Genomic DNA, 20329 nt, shown 5'->3' with positions numbered 1-20329 from the left:
ATGAAGATACAGTTGAAAATAACTTTCCTCTTCACCTTGCTTTGCCTTTCGGTCATTGTGTTATTAAGCGTGGCTATTTATTATTTCGCTAATGAGAATGCGTTCCAGGATTTTTATACCCGGTTGGAATTAAGAGCCGTTATCGCCTCCAAGATGAACTTCGAGGCTAACGAACAAAGTCTGGAAACCTATGAGAATTTACGGGAACAACATCTGCAACGTCTTGAAGCCGAGAAGGAATATATTATACGAACAGATACCCTTGAGCGGATCAAAAACTCATCTCTTTATAAAATCACCGGACGGGCCTTTTTCAGGGAGATCGAGAACAACGGCAAAGCATCCCTTCGGCATCAGTTCCAGTTTTTTGAAGGGATGGTACATAAGACGCCGGGGAATACTTATTATATTGTAGTGTCTGCCGTAAACAGTTATGCGCAGAATTTCCTGATCAGCCTGCGAAAGATCCTGGTAGCCGTCTGTATTTTTTCTACGATCGTCGTTTTCAGCATCGGCATCCTTTTTTCCAGACAAGTACTGGCTCCTATCCGCAATATTGCCCAAAGAGTAAACAATATCAGCGTCACCTCCCTGCATGAACGGCTGGAAATCCGGGATGGTAAAGATGAGATCTCGATCCTCGCCGCGACCTTTAATGATATGCTATCCAGGCTGGAAACAGCTTTCGAGACGCAGAATAACTTCGTGAGTAATGCCTCTCATGAATTGAACACTCCGCTGACCGCCATTATCGGTGAAGCGGATTTTGCCCTGGCCAGGCCCAGGAATGCGGAGGATTACGAACGCTCCCTCCGTGTGATCATGAGTGAGGCGGAAAAATTGCAGGGACTGACCAGGGGACTATTGGAACTGGCTCAGTCCAGTTTTTCCGGCAATCTCCGGTACGAAGAAGTTAATGTGGACGAACTGGTACACAACAGCCTGCAGATCGCAAGGAATGTTTACCCTGCCTGTCCTGTTTCCTTAGACAGGAGCCTCGGCCCCGAGGGTAAATCTGAGTTTCGTATTCAGGGGAATGCCCAGCTGTTTGAACTGGCTATCTCCAATGTTCTGCTGAATGCCTGCAAATATTCGATGGAAAAAGGAGTAAACCTGGCTATCGCCCTCAGCAGTACGCATATTTTTTTCATGATCAGCGACAGCGGCATCGGTATTCCTCAAAAGGAGATCAAACACATTTTCGACCCTTTTTTCAGAGCTTCCAATGCAAAAGGGATCAGGGGTTATGGCATAGGGCTTCCACTGGCCCGGAATATAATCCTGTTGTATAAAGGGACTATTGAAATAAATTCCCTGGAAAATGCAGGAACAGAGGTCGTGATCAGGTTCCCTTTATAAATATTGGTTTCTTACCGTTTTCTTACCGGATTTTTACCTGTTTCCTATCTCCGTCTTACCAGATCTTTACCCCGTGGGTGCATCTTGCCTTAAAATCAACATTATGAAAAGTGTACTCTTACCAACAGATCTGACCCTGCAATCTTTATATCCGATCCATGAGATCTGTCAGCAGGCGGTCGGACAAAAATGCAATATTTACATCATCCACACACTGTACATGCCTTCGGGGATCATGGACCTTTTATTTCTGCAGGATAAAAAGCCCTATGATAAATTGGAGCCTCAATTTTCGGAAGCATTGGAAATGCTCCGGAAAAAATATGCCCCGGTCATCAATATCCTCTCTTTCGAATTTGTCTGGGGGAACTCAAGGGGATACCTCCGGAACTATATGACAGCCCGTAATATACAGGCCATTTACCTGCTTAAAGACTATGATTACAAACAAAAACTTCAGCAATCCGTGAAGTGCATTCCTGCCCTGGTGAATTGCAAATTACCCTTGGTATATGTGCATAAAACAAACAGAGAAGAATACGGCACCCTTACCACTTTGTTATACCGGGAGGATAAAAGCCATGCCCGGACGAGTATGGATCATAGTTTTACCCTTTAATACCACCAGCATATGTTACTGAAGAAAAATATACCCATTAAGTATATAATTGGAAAGATAAGAACGGAATTAATCCTGGTTACCATATATACGGTCAGCGTAGCTATTTTGTACAAGGTATTTCACTTTACTCACCTGGCCATTCCTCTTTCCATTCCCATGATCATGGGTACCGTAATATCCCTTTTGCTTGCCTTTCGCTCCAACCAGGCTTACGACCGATGGTGGGAAGCGAGGACTATCTGGGGGGCCATTGTCAATGACAGCAGATCCCTGGCCAGACAGATCAGCGCTTTTGCCCGTGAACCTGAGCCAGGAGAGCAGATCGTTTTTTTCAGGACCCGTTATATCCGGCGGCAGATTGCCTGGTGTTACAGTCTTAGCCGGTCCTTACGCGGCCAGGACAGCCAATTTGGAATGGAAAAATTTCTTACCAGGAGCGAAATGCAGCATGTCCGGAATTTCAATAATTCTCCGATGGCTATCCTTGAAATACAAGGCCAGGAGTTACAAAAGGCCTTGCATAACGGCTGGATCAATTCCTATCAGCAGGTGGAGATCGACAGGACCCTTTCCCGTTTGTGCGACGCGATGGGGAAATGCGAGCGGATAAAAAACACGATATTTCCCGCTACGTACAGCCTGTATATCCATTTTTCTTTGCTTTTCTTTTTCCTGCTGCTGCCCTTTGCGGTAGTGGATTTTTTCGGGTTTATGAGCGTACCGGTCGTAATTGTTATCGCAGCGGTTTTTTTCCTGATCGAAAAAATGGCTATTCACCTCCAGGACCCTTTCGAGAATAAACCTACGGATACACCAATGACGGCAATTTGTTTTACGATCGAGCGTGACCTGAAACAAATGATCAGCGATGCCCCCTATCATCCGGAACAGTTCTCTCATAAAAAGAGATATTACGAGTTATAGGATTGAGCTGAACGGCTTCCATTTTTTGAAAGATCCATTTATAGAGGTCCTTTTTATGACGATCCGGCTCACTGAAATGCTGCCTATCATAGCCGGGGCCGGATCGTTCCGCATCCAGCAGGGTGAACCGGATGCCCAGTGTTTTTAATTCCCGGATCAGTTTCGACGAAAGACTTTCAATAGCCAGCCGGGTGGCTGTATAGATGACCGTATCGGCAATAGATGAGATACGCGAACTATCAGGAAATGAAAAAATATGTCCTGAACCCTGTTTTTTTAAAAGGGGCATGATCTGTCTCAACACGTGAAAACTACCGAATAATTGCTCTTCAAAATTCTCGCTGACCGCCTTATCGGAAAAAGTACACAAACAAGACCCGGACTCCTTCTCAAAAGGACGGTATCCTGCTGCATTAACAACGATATCGATTTTCCCAAACCTCCGGAAGGTTTGCCGGATGGCCTTTTGAACATCATTCTCATTGGTAAGATCCGCGCTGAGCAGGAGAAGATCTCTACCGGATAAGAATCTTCCCTGACAGATGGCTGCCACCTGATAGCCTTTCTCCAAAAGACGTTCAGTGAGAAAAAGACCCGGTCCTTCGTCCGCTCCGGTGATGAGACATACTTTGCTGTTTTTCATAATTTTATTTTTGGACAGATAAAATTACAAACAACCATCATAGGACTCATTACAGGAATCAAACGTATTCTTACAAAAATCAAACAAAAAGCAAATAACATTCAGAGAAAAATCCGACAATAATCAGACAACCCGAAAAGAAGACGGGGTAAGTTGGGTCTTTTTGCGGAAAAAATTATTGAAATGAGCGGGTTCTTCGAATCCAAGACAATAACTGATCATGGAAACATTCCAGTCCGTATGTTTTAGTAAGGCTTTGGCTTCCGATAACAATCTTCCGGAAATATGCTCGGTAGTGGTCTTGCCCGTAGTTTGTTTTACTGCCCGGTTGAGATGGTTGATATGAACGGCAAGCTGATCTGCATAGTCTTTTGCAGAACGCATACTGAATTGTTGCCCGGGAGATTCTATGGGGAACTGACGTTCCAGTAATTCGGTAAAGACGGCTGTGATCCTGGAATTGGCATCGGGATGCCGGTAAAGCGCTTCGGCAGGCTGCATTTTTAAAGCATAATGAACAAGTTCATACACGTAATTCCGAAGCAGGTCATATTTATAGACATAATCAGAGTTAATCTCATCCAGCATTTTTTTATATAGGGCACTGATCTCCCTGTCCTGCTCCTTGGTAATGGAATAGGTGGGCGTGCCTCCCGGAGCGAACATCGGCAGATCCCCAAAGGTTTTTTCGGTAATAAAGGATCCGGTAAAAATGCAAAAGAAACCGGTAGTATTATCGGATAAGGATTCAAAGACATATGGTACGCGGGGGTTAAAGAAAAGAAGGGTCGGACCCGTCGTTTCCAGGCTTTTGTCGGCATAATGATAACGGTTTTTCCCCCTGGCCAGGCTTATCTTATAAAAATCCCTTCTGCTGTATACTGGCGGGCTGCCTTTAGGACCCAGACAGTCCTCTATCCGGAATACATTAAAATGTCCCGTACCTTTTTGCAGATCCGCAGGGACTTCGTTCAATTTTTTTTTGTAAAATTCCTCCAGACTTTCTGTTGCTGCCATTTGCCAAAATTACGAAAATCAAACAATCTTCCGAAAATCAAATTATGCAAAGGCTGTTACCTACATTTCCTGCGAAGGGTCCCAGAAGACCTTCTTAAAGTCTACTATCTTATCGTTTTTAACAGCAATGCCTTCTTTTTCCAGTAATTGCTGCATTTTTTCTGGTGGCTTGAAATGATGTCTGCCAGAAAGTAAGCCAATGCTGTTGACCACCCGGTGGGCGGGAACCGGTTTTTTCGCATTTGGAGTAACTGCCATGGCCCAGCCTACCATCCTGGCCGAGAGCCTTGTGCCCAGACAGGCAGCAATAGCCCCGTAGGAAGTAACACGCCCGCGGGGTATTTGCCGGGCGACTTCATGTACCAGGTCAAAAAAAGATTCATCCTTACGGCCCGAAGGGGTAAGGGCTGTCAACCGCTCTTTTAAAGGTGAACCTTTTGGGGCAGATCTTTTTGGAGCAGAGCTTTTGGAAACAGCCTTTTTGGTAAGGTCCTTTTTGGGAGGACTCTTTTTGGGAGTGCTTTTTTTACTTTTTGATATAGCCATAGATTTTTCTTTGCTCCAGGAGAAAGGTTCTTCGGGGTTCACTCACCTTTGCGAAATCATAAGGGCAGTGTTTGCATCCATTTCCACAGCAATATCCTCTTTCCAAATGATATTTTTCCATAAATACCATATAGCCCTGCTCATTGGTATAATAATCTTCGCCTTCAATCAGTGGTTCCATGTGCGGCGTTTATTTCATCAGGTTTATTTTCATCAGGTTTAGTTTCGTCAGGTTCTGGTTCTTCAAGTTCTGATTCTTCAGGATCTTGCCCTTCTGGTCTTTCGTCCCCAATTTCCACTTCCATCAACCTTTGATGCAATACTTCGTCTATATCGGGCAATAGACCCGTCGGGAGGGTAAAACATAAATAATGAACCCGACGGCTCTGAGCGATGTCGAGCCCTTCATAATGAGTCCTGATCTGCAGCTCTTCTTTCATCGGAGCCGCATAAATATTATCTGAATCTTCCAGCACAGTCAGCTGGCAAAGTTCGATGACCCATTTCGTAAAGGTATAGAGAACCGGTGAATCTGTTTTTAAGTGAATCAAACCGCCAGGAACAAGGATTTGCTGATACAAACGGAGAAACTTGGGATGGGTCAGCCGCCTCCTTGCCCTTGATTTTCTTAACTGAGGATCGGGAAAGGTTAACCAGATCTCCTCCACTTCGCCAGGATTAAAATAAAGCTGGATCTGATCGATCTTCGTACGCAAAAAAGCCGCGTTTTCAATTTTAGTTTCCAGGCATTTTTTGGCGCCGATATAGAGACGATTCCCTTTCAGGTCCACCCCGAGAAAATTCCGTTGCGGATATAGTTTAGCCAATCCGACAGCATACTCTCCCTTGCCGCAGGCAAGTTCAAGGGTTAGCGGATGGTCGTTTTTAAAGAATTCGTTCCACTTACCGGCCATACCTTCCGGGTATTGAAGGACATTCGGAAATGATTTGATCGCTTCGAATCGTATTAGCTTTTTTTGCCCCATGAGGCTGCAAATTTAGATAAAAATCGGGTCTTGAAAAGAACAGGGCGTTTTAGGATACGAGAGTCTTCGATCCTCCGCAGGGGTATGGATGAAATTTTATGATATTCTTAAGAGACTGCTCTTAGTCCTATTTCTATCTTTACCCCTCTTATGATTGGGAAAACACTACCATAAACTCAATCATTTATCATGCTAAGGAAGATCGCCGGTTTGTTTATTCTTTGCTTTTGCTCGCAGGCTTCCCGTGCCCAAAACCTTTTTTCAATCAGGGGAAAGGTGCAGGACAGTAGTTCCCGGGCTTTTTTGGATGGGGCGACCCTTATTATGGTCCATCTTCCCGATACCACGGATCTGCAATTTCAGGTAAACCGCAAGAACGGGTTTTTGTTCAAGGACCTGAAACCCGGATCTTATCTTATGCTTGCCTCTCACCTGGGCTACCGGACAGATACCTTTACCATTAAACTGGATAAATCAGCCGTTACGGAAACCGTTAAGAACATATTGTTGGTTCCCACTTCCACCGGTCTGGCCGAAGTCGTGGTCCGGGCAACGATTCCACCGGCCATTGTACATAATGATACGATTGCCTTTAATGCCGGCGCCTATGCCTTACGTCCCAACTCAACCGTAGAGGATCTCCTTCGCCGGTTACCCGGTGTCGAGGTCGACAAAGATGGTAATGTCACCATGCAGGGGAAAAAAGTTGATAAAATTTATCTGGACGGGAAAGAATTTTTCCTCGGGGATCTTAAGACCGGCACCCGCAATCTTCCTTCCGATATTGTCGCCCAGATCGAAGCTTATGATACCCAGACAGACAGGGGCAAACTAACCGGGATCAAGGACCGTACAGGAACCAAAACGATCAATGTAAAACTGAAGAAGGACCGGAAACGTGGTTATTTCGGGAACATCTATGGCGGTATTGGAAATGATAAAGGAGAGAACGATGCTTATTCGGTTGGCGGGTCAATTACCAACCTGGGTGGATCCCGCTGGATATCTGCTACCGCTAATGCGAATAATATCAGTAACCAATTCACCGGTACCGATACCCGGACTTCCTTCCGCCCATCCGGCCGGCAAACCATGGGTAGTGCGCAACTAAATCTTCGGGAAGAGGTTGGCAAAAAATTAAGTTATTCCGTTGCGGCCGGGTATAATTCTGTTTTGTCCAAGACGGCACAAACCTCTACGAAACAGACATTCCTCGCCGATTCCTCCCTGGTGGAAAGCCGTTCGGGTTATTCTTCCAACGATATGCACTCCGGAAATGCCAATGCTTTCGCCACTTATAAAATTGACAGTTTTAATCTCCTTGAGTACCGGGGTTCATTTTCCCAAAACAATATGACCAGCGTTTATGGGGATACGGTATCGATCCTCACGAGTAAGCCTGCTGACGCTTATACCAGTAATGCCGGCCGGTCAGTCAATAGCAACGATTCCAGAAATATAAACCTGAGCAATGACCTGGAATACCGGCGTAATTTTAAAAAACAAGGACGTTTATTTCTAATTGGCCTGAATCATTCGGTCACCAACCAGCGCCAACCGGCATCCACTTATTCTCTGGTCGATAATTTCGATAGTACGGCCAATCGTCTTCAGCAAAAGATCATCAACCAACAATCGAATCAAACGGGTTCCGGCAACAACTATGGGCTGTCGGTGACGTATACGGAACCCCTGGCCGCCCACCAGGTCCTGGATCTTAATTATAGCGTTAACAGCTCTTCCAGCCGCTCCGATAAAAACTCCTTTGATTACGATAGCACCACCGGCAATTACGATAAGGCAGATACGACTACCTCCAATCATTTTCAGGCCCGCAACACTGTCCATCGACTAGGGGTGGGTTATAACCTGGTCAATGGTAAATTCCAGTATCAGCTTGGTGTAGCTGCACAATTCACCAACCTGGATAATAATAACTATACCCTGCATAGTCATCTGGTCCAGCATTTCACTAATTGGTATCCCCGGGCCTCGCTGCTTTATGCCCTGGGGCAGGGGCGAAACCTTAATCTGTCTTATTCCGGCAACAGTACTGCCCCTTCCATCGATCAGCTGCAACCCCTTCCGGATATTACCAATCCTTTCTTCGTCCGTGTCGGCAACCCGGATCTGAAGCAACAGTTCGATCATAACCTGGGCGTCAATTACGCTCAGTTTAACCAGGAAAATTATACCAATCTCCAGGCTTCCCTTTCAGGAAATTATACGGAAAACAAAATCACTACTGCCACGACCATTCTATCAGGAGGCGTTCAGCAACTTCAATTCGTAAATACCAGTGGAAATTATAGCTTGAACGCCAATGTGGATTATGGCTTTCCCCTCGGCAAACCTGGAACAGGGCTATCACACAGCGGAAATGGCAATATTTCCATGCACGGCAGATATGGCCGGGATCTGAGCCTGTTAAACGGAGGCGAAAATATTACCAATAATATGGGATGGGGAAGTCAGCTGCGGATCGGTTATCATTTGAAAGATAAGCTGTATATCGACGGGGTTGCCGCCATCGATTATAATGGTGCCAGGTATTCCATCAATTCCAATCCCAATTCCAATTCCTGGGTCAGCCATTACGATCTGGATGCTGCATGGCGTCTCCCCGGAGGGCTTTCCCTTTCCAGCAATTATACCCTGCAGGTTACCGGGAAACAAGCCGGTTTGTCCGCCCGTGCCGTATCCCTCTGGAATGCCAGCATCGCCAAGTCCCTGTTCCACCAGGAAAACTGGAAACTCCGGCTTTCTGCCTATGATCTGCTGAATAACAGTACCAGTTATACGCAATTCGTAGGGCTGAACTTTATCCAGACGAGCAGCAGCAATCTTCCAGGCCGGCTTTTTTTGCTAAGCCTCGCCTATAATTTCCGAAAATTTCCGGTTAAGAAGGCATAGACAGGAACTCACCCGGTTTTCAGACTTCGGACCGGATTGGCCAACGCAGCTTTGATGGCCTGGAAACTGATCGTCACCAGGGTGATCAAAAGTGCTATGAGGGCGGAAAAGACAAATACGGCCGGACCAATGGTAATGCGGTAATCATATTTGTGCAGCCAGTTTTGAAGAAAATAGAGCGCCACCGGAGACGCGATCAGGCAACTGATGAACACTAAAAGGAAAAACTCTCCGGAAAGCAACATCCATATCTGGGGGATGGAAGCGCCAAGTACCTTTCTGATCCCAATTTCCTTGGTCCGTTGTTCTGAAACATAGGCCGCAAGCCCAAACAATCCAAGACAGGAAATAAAAATGGCTAATCCGGCAAAGATACCCGCAAGTTTTCCTACCAGCATTTCGAGATTAAACTTATGCCTATACTCTTCATCGACAAACTGGTAACTATAAGGATAGGCAGGATTATACTTGTCGAACAGCCGGGTAAGTTTTACAATGGCCTCCTGAGTTTTGGCTTCCGGTGATAAACGATACAACATCACCCTTCCCCATTGTACATGTGAAAATATTGCCGGGGCGACAGGGGTAAAAGGAGATTCCATCAAGGCATCTTTTACAACGCCAATGATCCGGACGGGTGTTGAACTGCCGTTCCAGACGATTTCCCGGCCAATTGGATTTTTTAAACCAATTCGATTAACGGCCGCCTCATTGAGAATAACGCTCGATGTGTCGGCACTCCAGTTAGTCGAAAAATCCGTTCCTGTCTGAAGTTTCATGCCTACAGTCCGGAAATAACTATCGGAAACGAAAAGTGTTCCAATATTGACGGACTCTTCCCCCGCATTTTTGCCTGGCCAGTTATCAAGGGAAAAGTGGCTGTATACCCCTGTTACCGGGCTGGATGCTTCGGTGATATTCTCTACTATTCCGGATTGCAGGAGTTCGTTTTTTAAAGCCTCATAATTCTTATTAAGGTCTTCGCTCATACTGGTCATCATCAGCCGGTCGGCATTATAACCGGTAGGACGGTTTTTTGCATATTGGATCTGCCTGTAAACAATAAGCGTACTGATAATCAGGGCAATCGAACAAGAGAACTGCACCACTACCAGGATTTTCCTGGGCAATGCGGCCGATTTCCCCAATCGGCTGCCACCTTTTAAAACCTTAACCGCATTGAAGGAGGATAAATAAAAGGCAGGCCTGCTTCCGGCTAATAAACCCGTGATCAGCACGTAGCCGAGCATGGAACACCAGAAAACTGGATTGGAATAAGGGATTAGAATGGCGTTGCCGGTTAGGGTATTAAAGTAGGGAAGGACTAGCTGAACCAGCAAAAGCGATAACAAAAAGGCCAGCAAGGCGATTAGAATGGATTCCGTTAAGAACTGGAAGATCAGGTCGGACCTTTGTGATCCTACAGCTTTTCTGACGCCCACTTCTTTTGCCCGTTGCTCGGATCTGGCGGTCGAAAGATTCATGAAGTTGATACATGCGATGAGTAATACCAAAATTCCGATAATACTGAACATGCGTACATAATCAATAAAACCTCCGGCCACTTTCCCGTTCTTAAAATCGGAGTAAAGATGCCAGTCCTTCAGCGGATGAAGTATGATTTCCGGTTTTGCCGGCCTCATTTGAGAGCTGTGCTGATATACCAGGTCTTTTATTTTGGATGCAATTTGTGTTTTACTGACACCGGCCTCCAGCTCAACAAAGATCTGGAACGAATTATTTGTCCAGGTCGTGCGGGCGGATTTCATCCATTCCTGGGTTTGCTCATCAAAACTGAAGGGCAGCAGGAAACTGAATCGAAAGGAGGAATTGGCCGGTATATCCTTCATCACCCCGGTCACTTTTACATTTGTACTATTATCGATCCTGATAATTTTATCGATCGGGTCATTCTCTCCAAAAAAGGCTTTTGCGGTCGATTGATCGATCACTATGGAATTGGGGTCTTTTAATAAGTTACTCCGGTTTCCTTTCCATAAAGGGAACTGAAACATAGTTAAAAAATCAGAACCTGCAGCTCCGCCCTTCAGGAAAAGTTTTTTGTTACCTACCATTAATCCGTGTTGCTCATCACCCAGCCAATCCGATTCAGCAACCCTTTTGATCCCGGGGATATCCTTTCTTAGTATATCTGCCAGCGGAAGGGCGATGGCGTTTTGGGTATGCGTTCCATCATGCTGGCTGGTAAAGTTGACCTTTACCTGGTATAATTGAATGTAGTTGGGTAAAAAACGATCGTAGGAGAACTCATTAAATGCCCATAAGGCGATCAACAAGGCAACCGCCATACCTGCAGCAAGGCCAACGATATTCAAAAAACTGTAGATCCTGTTTTTGGTTAGGTTTCGCCAGGCAGTTCTGAAATAGTTTTTTAGCATGATTTTATTCAGCTAAGCTGATGCCGGGTTTGCAAGATTTTATTAATCAATGATTTATTGACTAAAGATGGTCCGGGATCGTTCGTTTATGATACAGGAAGTGTTTCATTTTTTCATTTCTTGACTCGTCCGGCTAAAATTATACCTCTTCAAACTCGAATTTTATTTCCTCTGCGGTGTCCTTTTTGCCTATAACCCTTGTTTTGGCCAGCAAATCTCCCAATCGCTGGTTTTGATCTGTAGACTTCACCAGTAAAAAGGCGATAGATCCAAAGCACCATGAGATTTCGAGCGCATCACAAACCCTGCGGATGATAGTTTGACCCAGCGTTACGGGTTGACCATCCCGGGAAATGACCCTTAACTTAAAAATCTGATGACCAAGGGTGCCATCCATATATTGTTCGGTTATGACAAAATAAAGGAACCAAAACAAGAATAAAATCAGGGCAGGAATGCCAGTTACCCTATAAACTCCTTCTTCGTCCCTGGTTCCAACCATGACAATATAAAAAATTACTAATGCAAAAAATAAGGTGTAGTCGATCAGGGTTGCTCCTACCCGTTTGGAAGTGTACGCATATCTCATGAAATGTATGTTTCTTTTGAATAAAGCCTTTTGAATAAAATGAGTGAATTTAGTTACTAATTTCTATATATCTTGATAGGAAAATCTTTGCTTTTTATGTTTGTGGGAGTGAAAAATCCAACTTTAACCGATGACGGGAATAACCTATTACGAAGGATTTATTGACAAACCGCATGAGCTGTTTAAGTATTTGGTCTCTTCTGTCAATTGGGACGAAAGAATGGGTACCAGAAAGACGGCCAGCTATGGGAAAGCCTATAATTATTCCCAAATGGCCTATCCGTTTCAAGAGTTTTTACCTGTTTTATCGGATATAAATAAACGGCTAAGCTTTATTATAGGTTTTACGCCGAATAATTGCCTGATTAATTATTACCCGGATGGTAAATCAAAAATGGGTTACCATGCTGATCAGACCGACATTTTGAAAGAAAATACAGGGATTGCTATTGTCTCCATTGGTGAAGCCAGGAAATTAAAATTCCGGAATAAAATGAATCCGGAAACGATTTTGGAATATGAATTGCAGCCTGGAAGTTTAATTTATATGGCACAGGAAATCCAGGATGTTTGGGAACATGCTATTCCGAAATCGGATACCGAAAATGGAAGGATCAGTTTGACGTTCAGGAATATTAAATAAAAACAAGAGAATTGTAACTCGGTGCCCTTAGGGGAATTGGATTACTTACATTAGAAAAATTTAATAAATTGACTAGCCATGTGCATGACCCTATATTTAGGTGCTAATAATCAGATGCCCCGAATTAATTTTGATAAGCGTTCACCTGCATTTAATACAAAAGAATTAGACGAGTCGGAATACGCAGTAAGAAGCCATTTCTCACAATCTAACGTTTTGTATGTTGGAACCGATCAGGGGTGTGGCTGCGGATTCAGACATGCTCTTTTGGCGGATGGCGAATGGCTTGACGTAGTTGATGAGGATAATAAGGAGCAGAATAAAGAACAGAAAAACCATCAGGATCTACTTGATTATATAGGTAATTACTCAAATGATGTACACGTTGAAATATACGGATGCTGGGCTGGCGATGTTATTGAACTTCCGCAATCCAGAGAAGTAATCAATGGTAGCGATTTAATCAATAAAGATTTTTATTTTAAAGAACGTGGGTTTTATCAAGTTAGGATTAAATGACAGGACGAATACTTTCTATAAGAAAAATACTTGTATCCCAGACCAGTCCAGAATAGCTTATTAAATACATAGCATGAATTTAAAAGAAGTAAAGCCCTCACCTTTAGGTGATGTACCTGGCTCGCCTGAAAACATAAGGCTGAAAGATTATCGACCGGAATCTATTTTCAATACGACTATAACCCTTGTTCCCAATGCACGCTATGCTGCCATCGACATGCATACGCATGCCTGGCAGCCTGATACCAATATTGGAGACTGGGTAGCCAGGATGGATGCGGCAAATGTGGAAAAGAGTATAATTCTTTCTTTTGAAACGGGCGCTGCATTTAATGACATTATTACCCGATTCGAGCCATTTGGAGATCGTTTTTCCATATGGTGCGGCTTTGATTATACCGGCTACGATAAACCGGGAAATAATTGGATAGACAATGCATTGGCTGAACTGAAACGCTGCCATGATAAGGGCGCCACGGGAGTTGGTGAATTAGGGGATAAAGGGCTTGGTGAGTTTTATTCCAGCCCGGTGCCGGGCTATGGCATGCATCTGGACGATTTACGTATGGATCCGTTACTCGAGGCTTGCGGTGCGCTGGGACTTCCTGTAAGCGTGCATGTGGCTGATCCTTTTTGGATGTATTTGCCTATGGATATTCACAACGATGGTATGATGAATGCCTACAATTGGCGTATAGATATGAATAAGGAAGGCATACTAAGTCATGCACAATTGCTGGAGACACTTGAACATGCCGTTCACAAACATCCCAATACCGTATTTATAGCCTGCCACCTGGCAAATTGCTCGCACGACTTGAAATTGATTGGAAAAATGTTAGATAGTTATCCCAATCTATATGCCGATATAAGTTCACGTTTAAAAGAAGTGGCCGCTGTACCCCGTTATGCAAAGGCTTTCTTTGAAAAGTATCAGGATCGGATAATATTTGGCAGCGATCTCGGATACGATCCTTCCAATACCATGGATTATGCGACACAACTATACCAGGCTTCTTTCAGACTATTGGAATCTGCTGACGAGCATATTTACGAACACCAATTGTTCAAATATCATTGGCCACTTTATGGCCTTGATTTAGAGGATAAGGTATTAAAAAAACTATATCGGGATAATGCGCTTAGAATAATTGGATAATAAAAAACAACTAAAACCGAATATTTGAAATTACATTGAAAGATGAGTAAGGATAATTTAATTCAGCTTTTTCAAAGTGCGTTGCCAATGAGCAATGCCAAGGCCGAACAGATAGCAGAGAAATTTAAGTGGAGGAAAACTCTCAGGAACGAGTATTTATTAAAAGAAGGATCTGTTTGCAGCGAGTCGCATTTTATTGAGGAAGGCATTGTTAGATCGTACATTTATGATCTTGAAGGAAAGGATGTAACGACAGCATTCTGTTCAAAACGAATGTTCGCCAGCGATCTTTTATCGTTTTTTAAAAGGATACCTTCAAAAGAAAATATTCAGGCATTGACAGATTGCCAAACCTGGTATATCACTTACGACGACATGCAGGAAAGTTTCCACACAATTCCGGAGTTTCGTGAATTTGGCCGGCTAAACATCATTAATCAATACGGTATCCTGCAACAAAGGATGTTGTCAATGCTGCAGCAAACAGCAGAGCAGCGTTATGGTGACCTGGTCTATGTTAACCCTGAAATCCTTCAACATGCACCTTTAAAATACATTGCGACCTACCTGGGCATCACTGATACCTCGCTGAGCAGGATAAGAAAGGAATTTATAAAAAAATAGCCAACCCGATTTCTTGCCATTTGCTAAGCGCGAGGCAAGATATTTGATCTTACTTTGTACTATCATCTAATCGACAAACAAATGGCAAGTTACATATCAAGTATGCCTTTATGGGTTATAGTACTATTTATCGCAGCGTTCTTGTATTCTATTGCCTTTATCGCCAATCCGGTAAAACAGGCTGCTCTTGATGCGGGTATGACTCCGGACAGTGCGAAAAATATCCAACTCGGCATTTTTGGTTTTTATATTCTTTACCTTGCTTATGCTTCAATATTGGCTTTGAATGGTGTCTTTTACGTCGTCTCACTACCGCCAAGAGTAATGGTATTTACGGCTATTCCCTTAATCATTGTACTATTTGTAATTGTCGGGAATACAAAACTATTCAAGAAATTACTTCGGTCAATTAAATTGGAATCCTTAATCGCCTTGCATGTATTTAGGTTATTAGGCGTGTTCTTTCTACTTCTTTACTTCTACCACTTGCTCCCCGGGGATTTGGCGTTTTCGGCCGGGATGGGGGATATTATTACGGCGATCCTCGCAATACCTGTAGCGAGAATGGTTTCAAAAGGGAAGCCTGGAAATCTAAAGGTGGCTTATGCCTGGAATATCCTTGGAGCATTAGACATTTTTACGCTGCTTGTTATCGTTGCCTTAGGCTCAAAAAACGCCCTGGTCACTGTTGAACGGAAAGATATGGAAATGACAATGTTCCCGTTTGTGTGGTTCCCTGTATTTGCCCCGGCTACCATATTGTTTTTACACGCCACTATTTTCAGGAAATTACAGCAAATAAAAGCTAAGTAATAAATTGGGAACCATGATCAGTCAAACAGGCGAGATCAGAATTATGCGCTCTATCCTCCTGGAACAATTAAAAGACCTCACCAACGAACAACTTAATCAAACTGCCAAAGGATTTAACAACAACATTATCTGGAACCTGGGCCATATGATTGCCGTGCAACAGGGAGTATGTTACAAAAAAGCCGGCTTGCCGATAATGATCAGTGATGATTTTTGGGAGCGGTTTAAGGCGGGGGCAAAACCCAAAGGTATTATCAGCGACGACGAAATAGTATCTATAAAACTATTGCTAATTATTACTTTGGATCAATTAGAAACAGACTACAACAAACAACTATTTGATAATTATACCACCTGGGTAACGAAAAACGGCGTTAGCCTGGCCACCATTGATGACGCCATAGCATTTCTCGCATTTCATGAGGGATTGCACTCAGGTGTTATTATGGCTTTAAAGAGATCGGGTCTTAAATAGCTGTAGAGAGAGGATTACGCTAAGGGTCTTAGGTTTGCAGGATGATTTTTTAAAACTTGCGGCGGATGATGAATATGGAAGAAAACTGCAGGATTTAACATTGCTCGGGAAAAAGTAATATGTCAAAAACTAAAATCGATATATGGGTCTATGCACATTGGGTGGGCATGCCCGGCAACCACTCCAAAACAAAAATGCCCCGCCTTGGGGGCGGGGACATCCATTAATCTGCTGTAGAGGGAGGAGTCGAACCTCCACGGGGTAGTTAGCCGTAGCGCAATGTGTGGTGGTCAACCCCAGTCGAACCCGATTTGAGTCGGGCCCGGCATTACACTATGTTTATCCCAAACCCCCACCCCCGAGACAAGAGGGCATGTCTGCCAAATTTCATCACTCCACAATAAAAACCGGAAAGGATCGCCGTTTACCGGAAATCCTATCTGCTGTAGGAGAAGGACTCGAACCTCCACGGAGCGGTTAGCCGTAGCGCAATGTGTGGTGGTCAACCCCAGTCGAATCGGGCTTGCGCCAAATCCGGCATTACACTATGTTTATCCCGTGATCTCCACCCCCGAGACAAGAGGGCATGTCTGCCAAAATTTCATCATCCCACAGTATAGAGTCTCTTAAAAAAGAACGATTCGGTGTAAAATTAAACAAAAGGGCTATATTTTTGTCTTTTTTCGAACAAAAATTTTTATATTTTCAAAATTATTTAAATATTTGCATTTTAATATAGATAAAATTTAAAAACGTTATTCAAGATGGCTTTAAAATTGAATCTCGACAAATTAGACCTTCAGATTATTCATGAAATGATGGAGAATGCCGAAATCTCTTATGCTGAATTAGGGAAAAAACTATTTGTTTCAGGAGGGACTATACATGTCCGGATTAAAAAATTGCAGGAGTTATCGGTTGTTAAAGGTACAAAATTACATGTAGATCTCAAGCAATTGGGTTATGATGTCATTGCTTTTATAGGGATCTACCTGGAAAAGAGCTCTTTATATGACAGCGTAGCAAAAGAATTACAGAAGATCCCTGAAATCGTACGGCTCAATTATACCACGGGGAATTACAGTATGTTTGCGGAGATCGCCTGTAAAGACATCAACCAGTTACGATTTGTTCTGCACGATGAATTGCAAAAAATAAAAGGGATTGAACGCACGGAGACCTTTATTTCCCTTGATGAAAGTTTTACCCGCAACGTACAGGTCTTTAAGGAATAATAAATAATACTACCTTAGCGTTAACCCTATTCAACAGAACATAAGTCTATTTTTTATGAAACGATCCTTCCATTTGAACAACCTCTTTTTTACGATTGGGACCCTACTTCTTTTAATTTTTATAACCAGCTGCGGCGGCAGTAAAAGTACTCCTGAAGCAGCCCTGACCGTAACTACCACCCCCGCCTCAGGAACCGTCCAGACCCCTTCGCCCGGCCCATTTAATCTAAACGTTAAAATTACGTCCGCAATGCCTGGCAAAGGTGTTAAAATTGCCATTTCCGCCGCCCCCGATGGCAGTTCAACCACCTTTTATACCAACACTGTAAATTCTACCCAGGCTTCCAATGATTTTTCGATCGCCAACACTCCGCCAGCGACGGTTTCAGTGGTAACCATAAAAGTAACCTCACTTTCTACGCCTACGAATACCTGGACAGGTTCGTACCGGTATTCTTTAAAGTGAATAAAAAAGTAGGAAAATAAAGGAATAAATCACACCCTTACATTCAAAGCATCCCTTAGTCCATTTCCCAAAAGATTGAAGGCCAATACCAGTAGCATGATAGCAATTCCGGGAGCCAGGGCCAGCGCAGGATTATGCGTAATGATGAAATTATAATTCTCCTTGATCATCAATCCCCAGCTTGGCTGAGGCGGCTGTACGCCAATACCGAGGAAACTTAATCCCGCCTCAATTACAATAGCGGAGGCAAAATTGGAGGCGGCTACGACCAATACCGGCCCCATGACATTGGGTAAAATATGCCGAAAAAGGATACGGCTATGGGAATAGCCCAAGGCCCTGGCCGCTTCCACAAATTCTTTTTCTCTTACTCCCAGAACCTGTCCCCTGATGATCCTGGCCACATTCACCCATAAAGTAAGGCCAATGGCTATGAATACCTGCCAAAACCCTTTCCCCAGCATCAATGTGATCGCAAACACCAATAACAGGGTTGGAATACTCCAGATGACATTGATCAGCCACATAATGACCTCATCCACTCGGCCGCGGAAATACCCGGCAAGCGCCCCTAAAAGCACTCCAATACTTAAAGAAATAAGAACGGTGATCAATCCCACCGCCAGACTTACCCTTACCCCGACAATCAGGCGGCTTAAAATGTCGCGGCCATAATTATCTGTTCCCAGCCAGAATGTCCTGCGATGAATATAGAATGAGGATTTTTCGGTACCGTGCGATAAGGACGGGATTGCTACAGGAAAGCTCAATCTTTCTTCCACCCCTTCATCCACGAATTTCTGTATGATCAGGCTGTCCCCCTGTTTGGAATAACCATTGATGGGAATATAGGTGTATTCGTCTTCCTTCCCGGAAATCAGGCGTTTGCCAAAAGAAACCGGATCCCTTTTTTTCTCCTTTTTTATCAGCAGGAACTGTTGCGAAAATCCTGGCTGGCGACCCCCGATCTCCACAATCATCCGGTTTGCATCCGGAGTCGGGTCCGGAGCGATATAATAAGCAGACAAAGCCACAAAAAGAGCCAGTCCAATTATGACCAGTCCAAATATGGCCCCTTTATTCCGGCGCAAACGGTGCCAAATCTGTTTGCCGGGAGACGGATTTTGAGGATCATCTTGAGGATCGGAATGATTCATTGTTTATTCTACTTTTCGCTCCTTCCAGCGATAGCTGCCAAATTTACCAAGCCAGCCGATTATAATAGTGTAAAATATGTGAAATGGTTGTAAGACAGGGAAATAAGGAAGCAGACGCTGCTGGCCGAAAAAACCGGCAACGGAACGTACAAATGGGTATTCTACGAATGTTTTTACGATCAGCAGGACTACAAATAAACCTAAATACAAGATGTTCCAAAAGGAGGCCAATAACAATCCTGCAAAAAGCAGGTTTATCAGGTAGACCAGGAACAATACCCAAAAGATACGTTTATCGTCATACTGATCCGCTTTACTCGCCCACCGGATGCGCTGATTGACGAATCCGTCCCATCTTGTTTCCGGATTCGTTGTTACAATGGCCTCCCGGTTCTTTAAGAAAAACACCTGCCCCGGATATTTTTTAAAAATCTTATGCATCAGTAACATATCGTCTCCCGACGGTATGTTATCGATACCCCTGAACCCTTCGACCTCGTAAAAAGCATTTTTCGCATAGGCCAGATTGGCTCCATTGCACATGGAATGAAATTTTTTATAGACTGCCGCACCTGTGATTCCCTGCAGCGTAATAAAGTCAAGGGTCTGGAAAATCGTCAAAAAGGAAGGCCTTTTACCCGCCTTTCCGGTGTCTTCTTTGCCCTCGATCCTAACAGGAGCAGCTATGAACCTGGCCCCTGTCTTTTCATAAAAACCGGCAATCGCCTGCAACCAGCCAGGCTCAAACCGGCAATCGGCATCCGTTGTTACGATCAACTCTCCCATTGCCACCCGGATCCCCGCTTCTATTGCCCATTTTTTATGCGCCCGGACAGGTTCTTTTCCGCGTTCCTGATCTGCCAGCCGCAGGCCCGTTTTGGATAGTTCCGGATGATAAAAAGAAGTGGACAGCTCCCATGTTTTGTCTGTAGAATGGTCGTCGATTATTATAACCTCGTAAAGATTTTTAGGATAGTTTTGTTGGGATAAGGACAGCAAACAGGCTTGAATGTTCTTTTCTTCATTACGGGCCGGTACCAGAACGGATATTTTCGTGCTGAATGTATAGGAATCCTCAACCCGTGAATCTTTGGCCCTGTGGTATCTTTCCTGATTACCTGCTTTATTACCCTGATCATACAAGGGAAGCGCATTCCAGGCTCTTCGGTAATATTCTATCAGGATCCCATACAGGATAAAAAGGAACAAGGATATGGAAACAAAAAGGAACATCATCGTT

20 protein-coding genes and 1 pseudogene are annotated in these 20329 nt (G+C 44.0%); 12 read left to right on the top strand and 9 right to left on the bottom strand.

The window, feature by feature from the left end:
* The 3 genes from ACX0G9_RS18640 (at window position 1) to ACX0G9_RS18630 (ending at window position 2905) form a co-directional block, all read left to right on the top strand.
* Window positions 1-1359, top strand: coding sequence for a sensor histidine kinase (locus tag ACX0G9_RS18640; RefSeq protein WP_459066459.1), 1359 nt, complete (start codon window positions 1-3; stop codon window positions 1357-1359).
* A gap of 103 nt (window positions 1360-1462) precedes the next feature.
* Window positions 1463-1978: a hypothetical protein gene (locus tag ACX0G9_RS18635; RefSeq protein WP_459066458.1), complete on the top strand. Its 516-nt coding sequence runs from the start codon at window positions 1463-1465 to the stop codon at window positions 1976-1978.
* A 12-nt stretch (window positions 1979-1990) separates the two neighbouring features.
* Window positions 1991-2905 carry a bestrophin family protein gene (locus ACX0G9_RS18630; RefSeq protein WP_459066457.1) on the top strand — a complete coding sequence of 305 codons (915 nt, stop codon included), beginning with the start codon at window positions 1991-1993 and terminating at the stop codon, window positions 2903-2905.
* On the opposite strand, the gene ACX0G9_RS18625 is transcribed toward ACX0G9_RS18630, so the two are convergent.
* The 5 genes and pseudogenes from ACX0G9_RS18625 to trmB all read right to left on the bottom strand — a co-directional run.
* Window positions 2844-3548 (bottom strand): SDR family NAD(P)-dependent oxidoreductase, encoded by a 705-nt coding sequence (locus tag ACX0G9_RS18625; RefSeq protein ID WP_459066456.1) that lies wholly within the window; start codon window positions 3546-3548, stop codon window positions 2844-2846. The two genes, ACX0G9_RS18630 and ACX0G9_RS18625, sit on opposite strands and share 62 nt — an antisense overlap.
* A 123-nt stretch (window positions 3549-3671) precedes the next feature.
* Window positions 3672-4565, bottom strand: coding sequence for a helix-turn-helix domain-containing protein (locus ACX0G9_RS18620; RefSeq protein ID WP_459066455.1), 894 nt, complete (start codon window positions 4563-4565; stop codon window positions 3672-3674).
* 60 nt (window positions 4566-4625) lie between these two features.
* Window positions 4626-5111, bottom strand: coding sequence for an MGMT family protein (locus tag ACX0G9_RS18615; protein WP_459066454.1), 486 nt, complete (start codon window positions 5109-5111; stop codon window positions 4626-4628).
* Complete coding sequence (locus ACX0G9_RS18610; RefSeq protein WP_459066453.1) at window positions 5092-5292, bottom strand: DUF5522 domain-containing protein; 201 nt, start codon at window positions 5290-5292, stop codon at window positions 5092-5094. The genes ACX0G9_RS18615 and ACX0G9_RS18610 overlap by 20 nt, the downstream gene beginning before the upstream one ends.
* A gap of 184 nt (window positions 5293-5476) precedes the next feature.
* A pseudogene (trmB, locus tag ACX0G9_RS18605) lies at window positions 5477-6097 on the bottom strand (tRNA (guanosine(46)-N7)-methyltransferase TrmB); the annotation flags it as partial.
* Between the two features lie 189 nt (window positions 6098-6286).
* On the opposite strand from trmB, the gene ACX0G9_RS18600 reads away from it, so the two are divergent.
* Complete coding sequence (locus ACX0G9_RS18600) at window positions 6287-9010, top strand: outer membrane beta-barrel protein (RefSeq protein ID WP_459066452.1); 2724 nt, start codon at window positions 6287-6289, stop codon at window positions 9008-9010.
* Between the two features lie 8 nt (window positions 9011-9018).
* Here the strand turns inward: ACX0G9_RS18600 and ACX0G9_RS18595 are convergent, their stop codons facing one another.
* Both ACX0G9_RS18595 and ACX0G9_RS18590 read right to left on the bottom strand, forming a co-directional pair.
* The gene (locus ACX0G9_RS18595) at window positions 9019-11409 is read right to left on the bottom strand and encodes an ABC transporter permease (protein ID WP_459066451.1); all 2391 of its coding nucleotides are present in this window, start codon (window positions 11407-11409) and stop codon (window positions 9019-9021) included.
* Window positions 11410-11548: 139 nt separating this feature from the next.
* The gene (locus tag ACX0G9_RS18590; protein ID WP_459066450.1) at window positions 11549-11998 is read right to left on the bottom strand and encodes an RDD family protein; all 450 of its coding nucleotides are present in this window, start codon (window positions 11996-11998) and stop codon (window positions 11549-11551) included.
* Between the two features lie 130 nt (window positions 11999-12128).
* On the opposite strand from ACX0G9_RS18590, the gene ACX0G9_RS18585 reads away from it, so the two are divergent.
* The 8 genes from ACX0G9_RS18585 to ACX0G9_RS18550 all read left to right on the top strand — a co-directional run bounded on the left by ACX0G9_RS18585 (window position 12129) and on the right by ACX0G9_RS18550 (window position 17932).
* The gene (locus ACX0G9_RS18585) at window positions 12129-12641 is read left to right on the top strand and encodes an alpha-ketoglutarate-dependent dioxygenase AlkB (RefSeq protein WP_459066449.1); all 513 of its coding nucleotides are present in this window, start codon (window positions 12129-12131) and stop codon (window positions 12639-12641) included.
* Between the two features lie 84 nt (window positions 12642-12725).
* Window positions 12726-13160 (top strand): hypothetical protein, encoded by a 435-nt coding sequence (locus ACX0G9_RS18580; protein WP_459066448.1) that lies wholly within the window; start codon window positions 12726-12728, stop codon window positions 13158-13160.
* Window positions 13161-13233: 73 nt separating this feature from the next.
* On the top strand, window positions 13234-14319 hold the full coding sequence (locus tag ACX0G9_RS18575) for an amidohydrolase family protein (RefSeq protein WP_459066447.1): 1086 nt from the start codon (window positions 13234-13236) through the stop codon (window positions 14317-14319).
* A gap of 87 nt (window positions 14320-14406) precedes the next feature.
* Window positions 14407-14943, top strand: coding sequence for a Crp/Fnr family transcriptional regulator (locus tag ACX0G9_RS18570; RefSeq protein ID WP_459066446.1), 537 nt, complete (start codon window positions 14407-14409; stop codon window positions 14941-14943).
* 81 nt (window positions 14944-15024) lie between these two features.
* On the top strand, window positions 15025-15756 hold the full coding sequence (locus ACX0G9_RS18565) for a hypothetical protein (RefSeq protein ID WP_459066445.1): 732 nt from the start codon (window positions 15025-15027) through the stop codon (window positions 15754-15756).
* Window positions 15757-15769: 13 nt separating this feature from the next.
* Window positions 15770-16231, top strand: coding sequence for a DinB family protein (locus ACX0G9_RS18560; protein WP_459066444.1), 462 nt, complete (start codon window positions 15770-15772; stop codon window positions 16229-16231).
* A 764-nt stretch (window positions 16232-16995) separates the two neighbouring features.
* Window positions 16996-17466, top strand: a complete 471-nt coding sequence (locus tag ACX0G9_RS18555) for an Lrp/AsnC ligand binding domain-containing protein (RefSeq protein ID WP_459066443.1) — start codon at window positions 16996-16998, stop codon at window positions 17464-17466.
* A 55-nt stretch (window positions 17467-17521) separates the two neighbouring features.
* Window positions 17522-17932, top strand: coding sequence for a hypothetical protein (locus ACX0G9_RS18550; RefSeq protein ID WP_459066442.1), 411 nt, complete (start codon window positions 17522-17524; stop codon window positions 17930-17932).
* Between the two features lie 29 nt (window positions 17933-17961).
* Here the strand turns inward: ACX0G9_RS18550 and ACX0G9_RS18545 are convergent, their stop codons facing one another.
* Entirely contained in the window at window positions 17962-19089 is a 1128-nt protein-coding gene (locus ACX0G9_RS18545; protein WP_459066441.1) for an ABC transporter permease, read from the bottom strand.
* A 3-nt stretch (window positions 19090-19092) separates the two neighbouring features.
* Entirely contained in the window at window positions 19093-20325 is a 1233-nt protein-coding gene (locus ACX0G9_RS18540) for a glycosyltransferase (protein WP_459066440.1), read from the bottom strand.
* Window positions 20326-20329: the final 4 nt, after the last annotated feature.

This window comes from Flavitalea flava, assembly GCF_054461575.1.
Note: the sequence above shows the minus strand (reverse complement) of the source record. Positions and strands in the feature narration are given on the sequence as shown.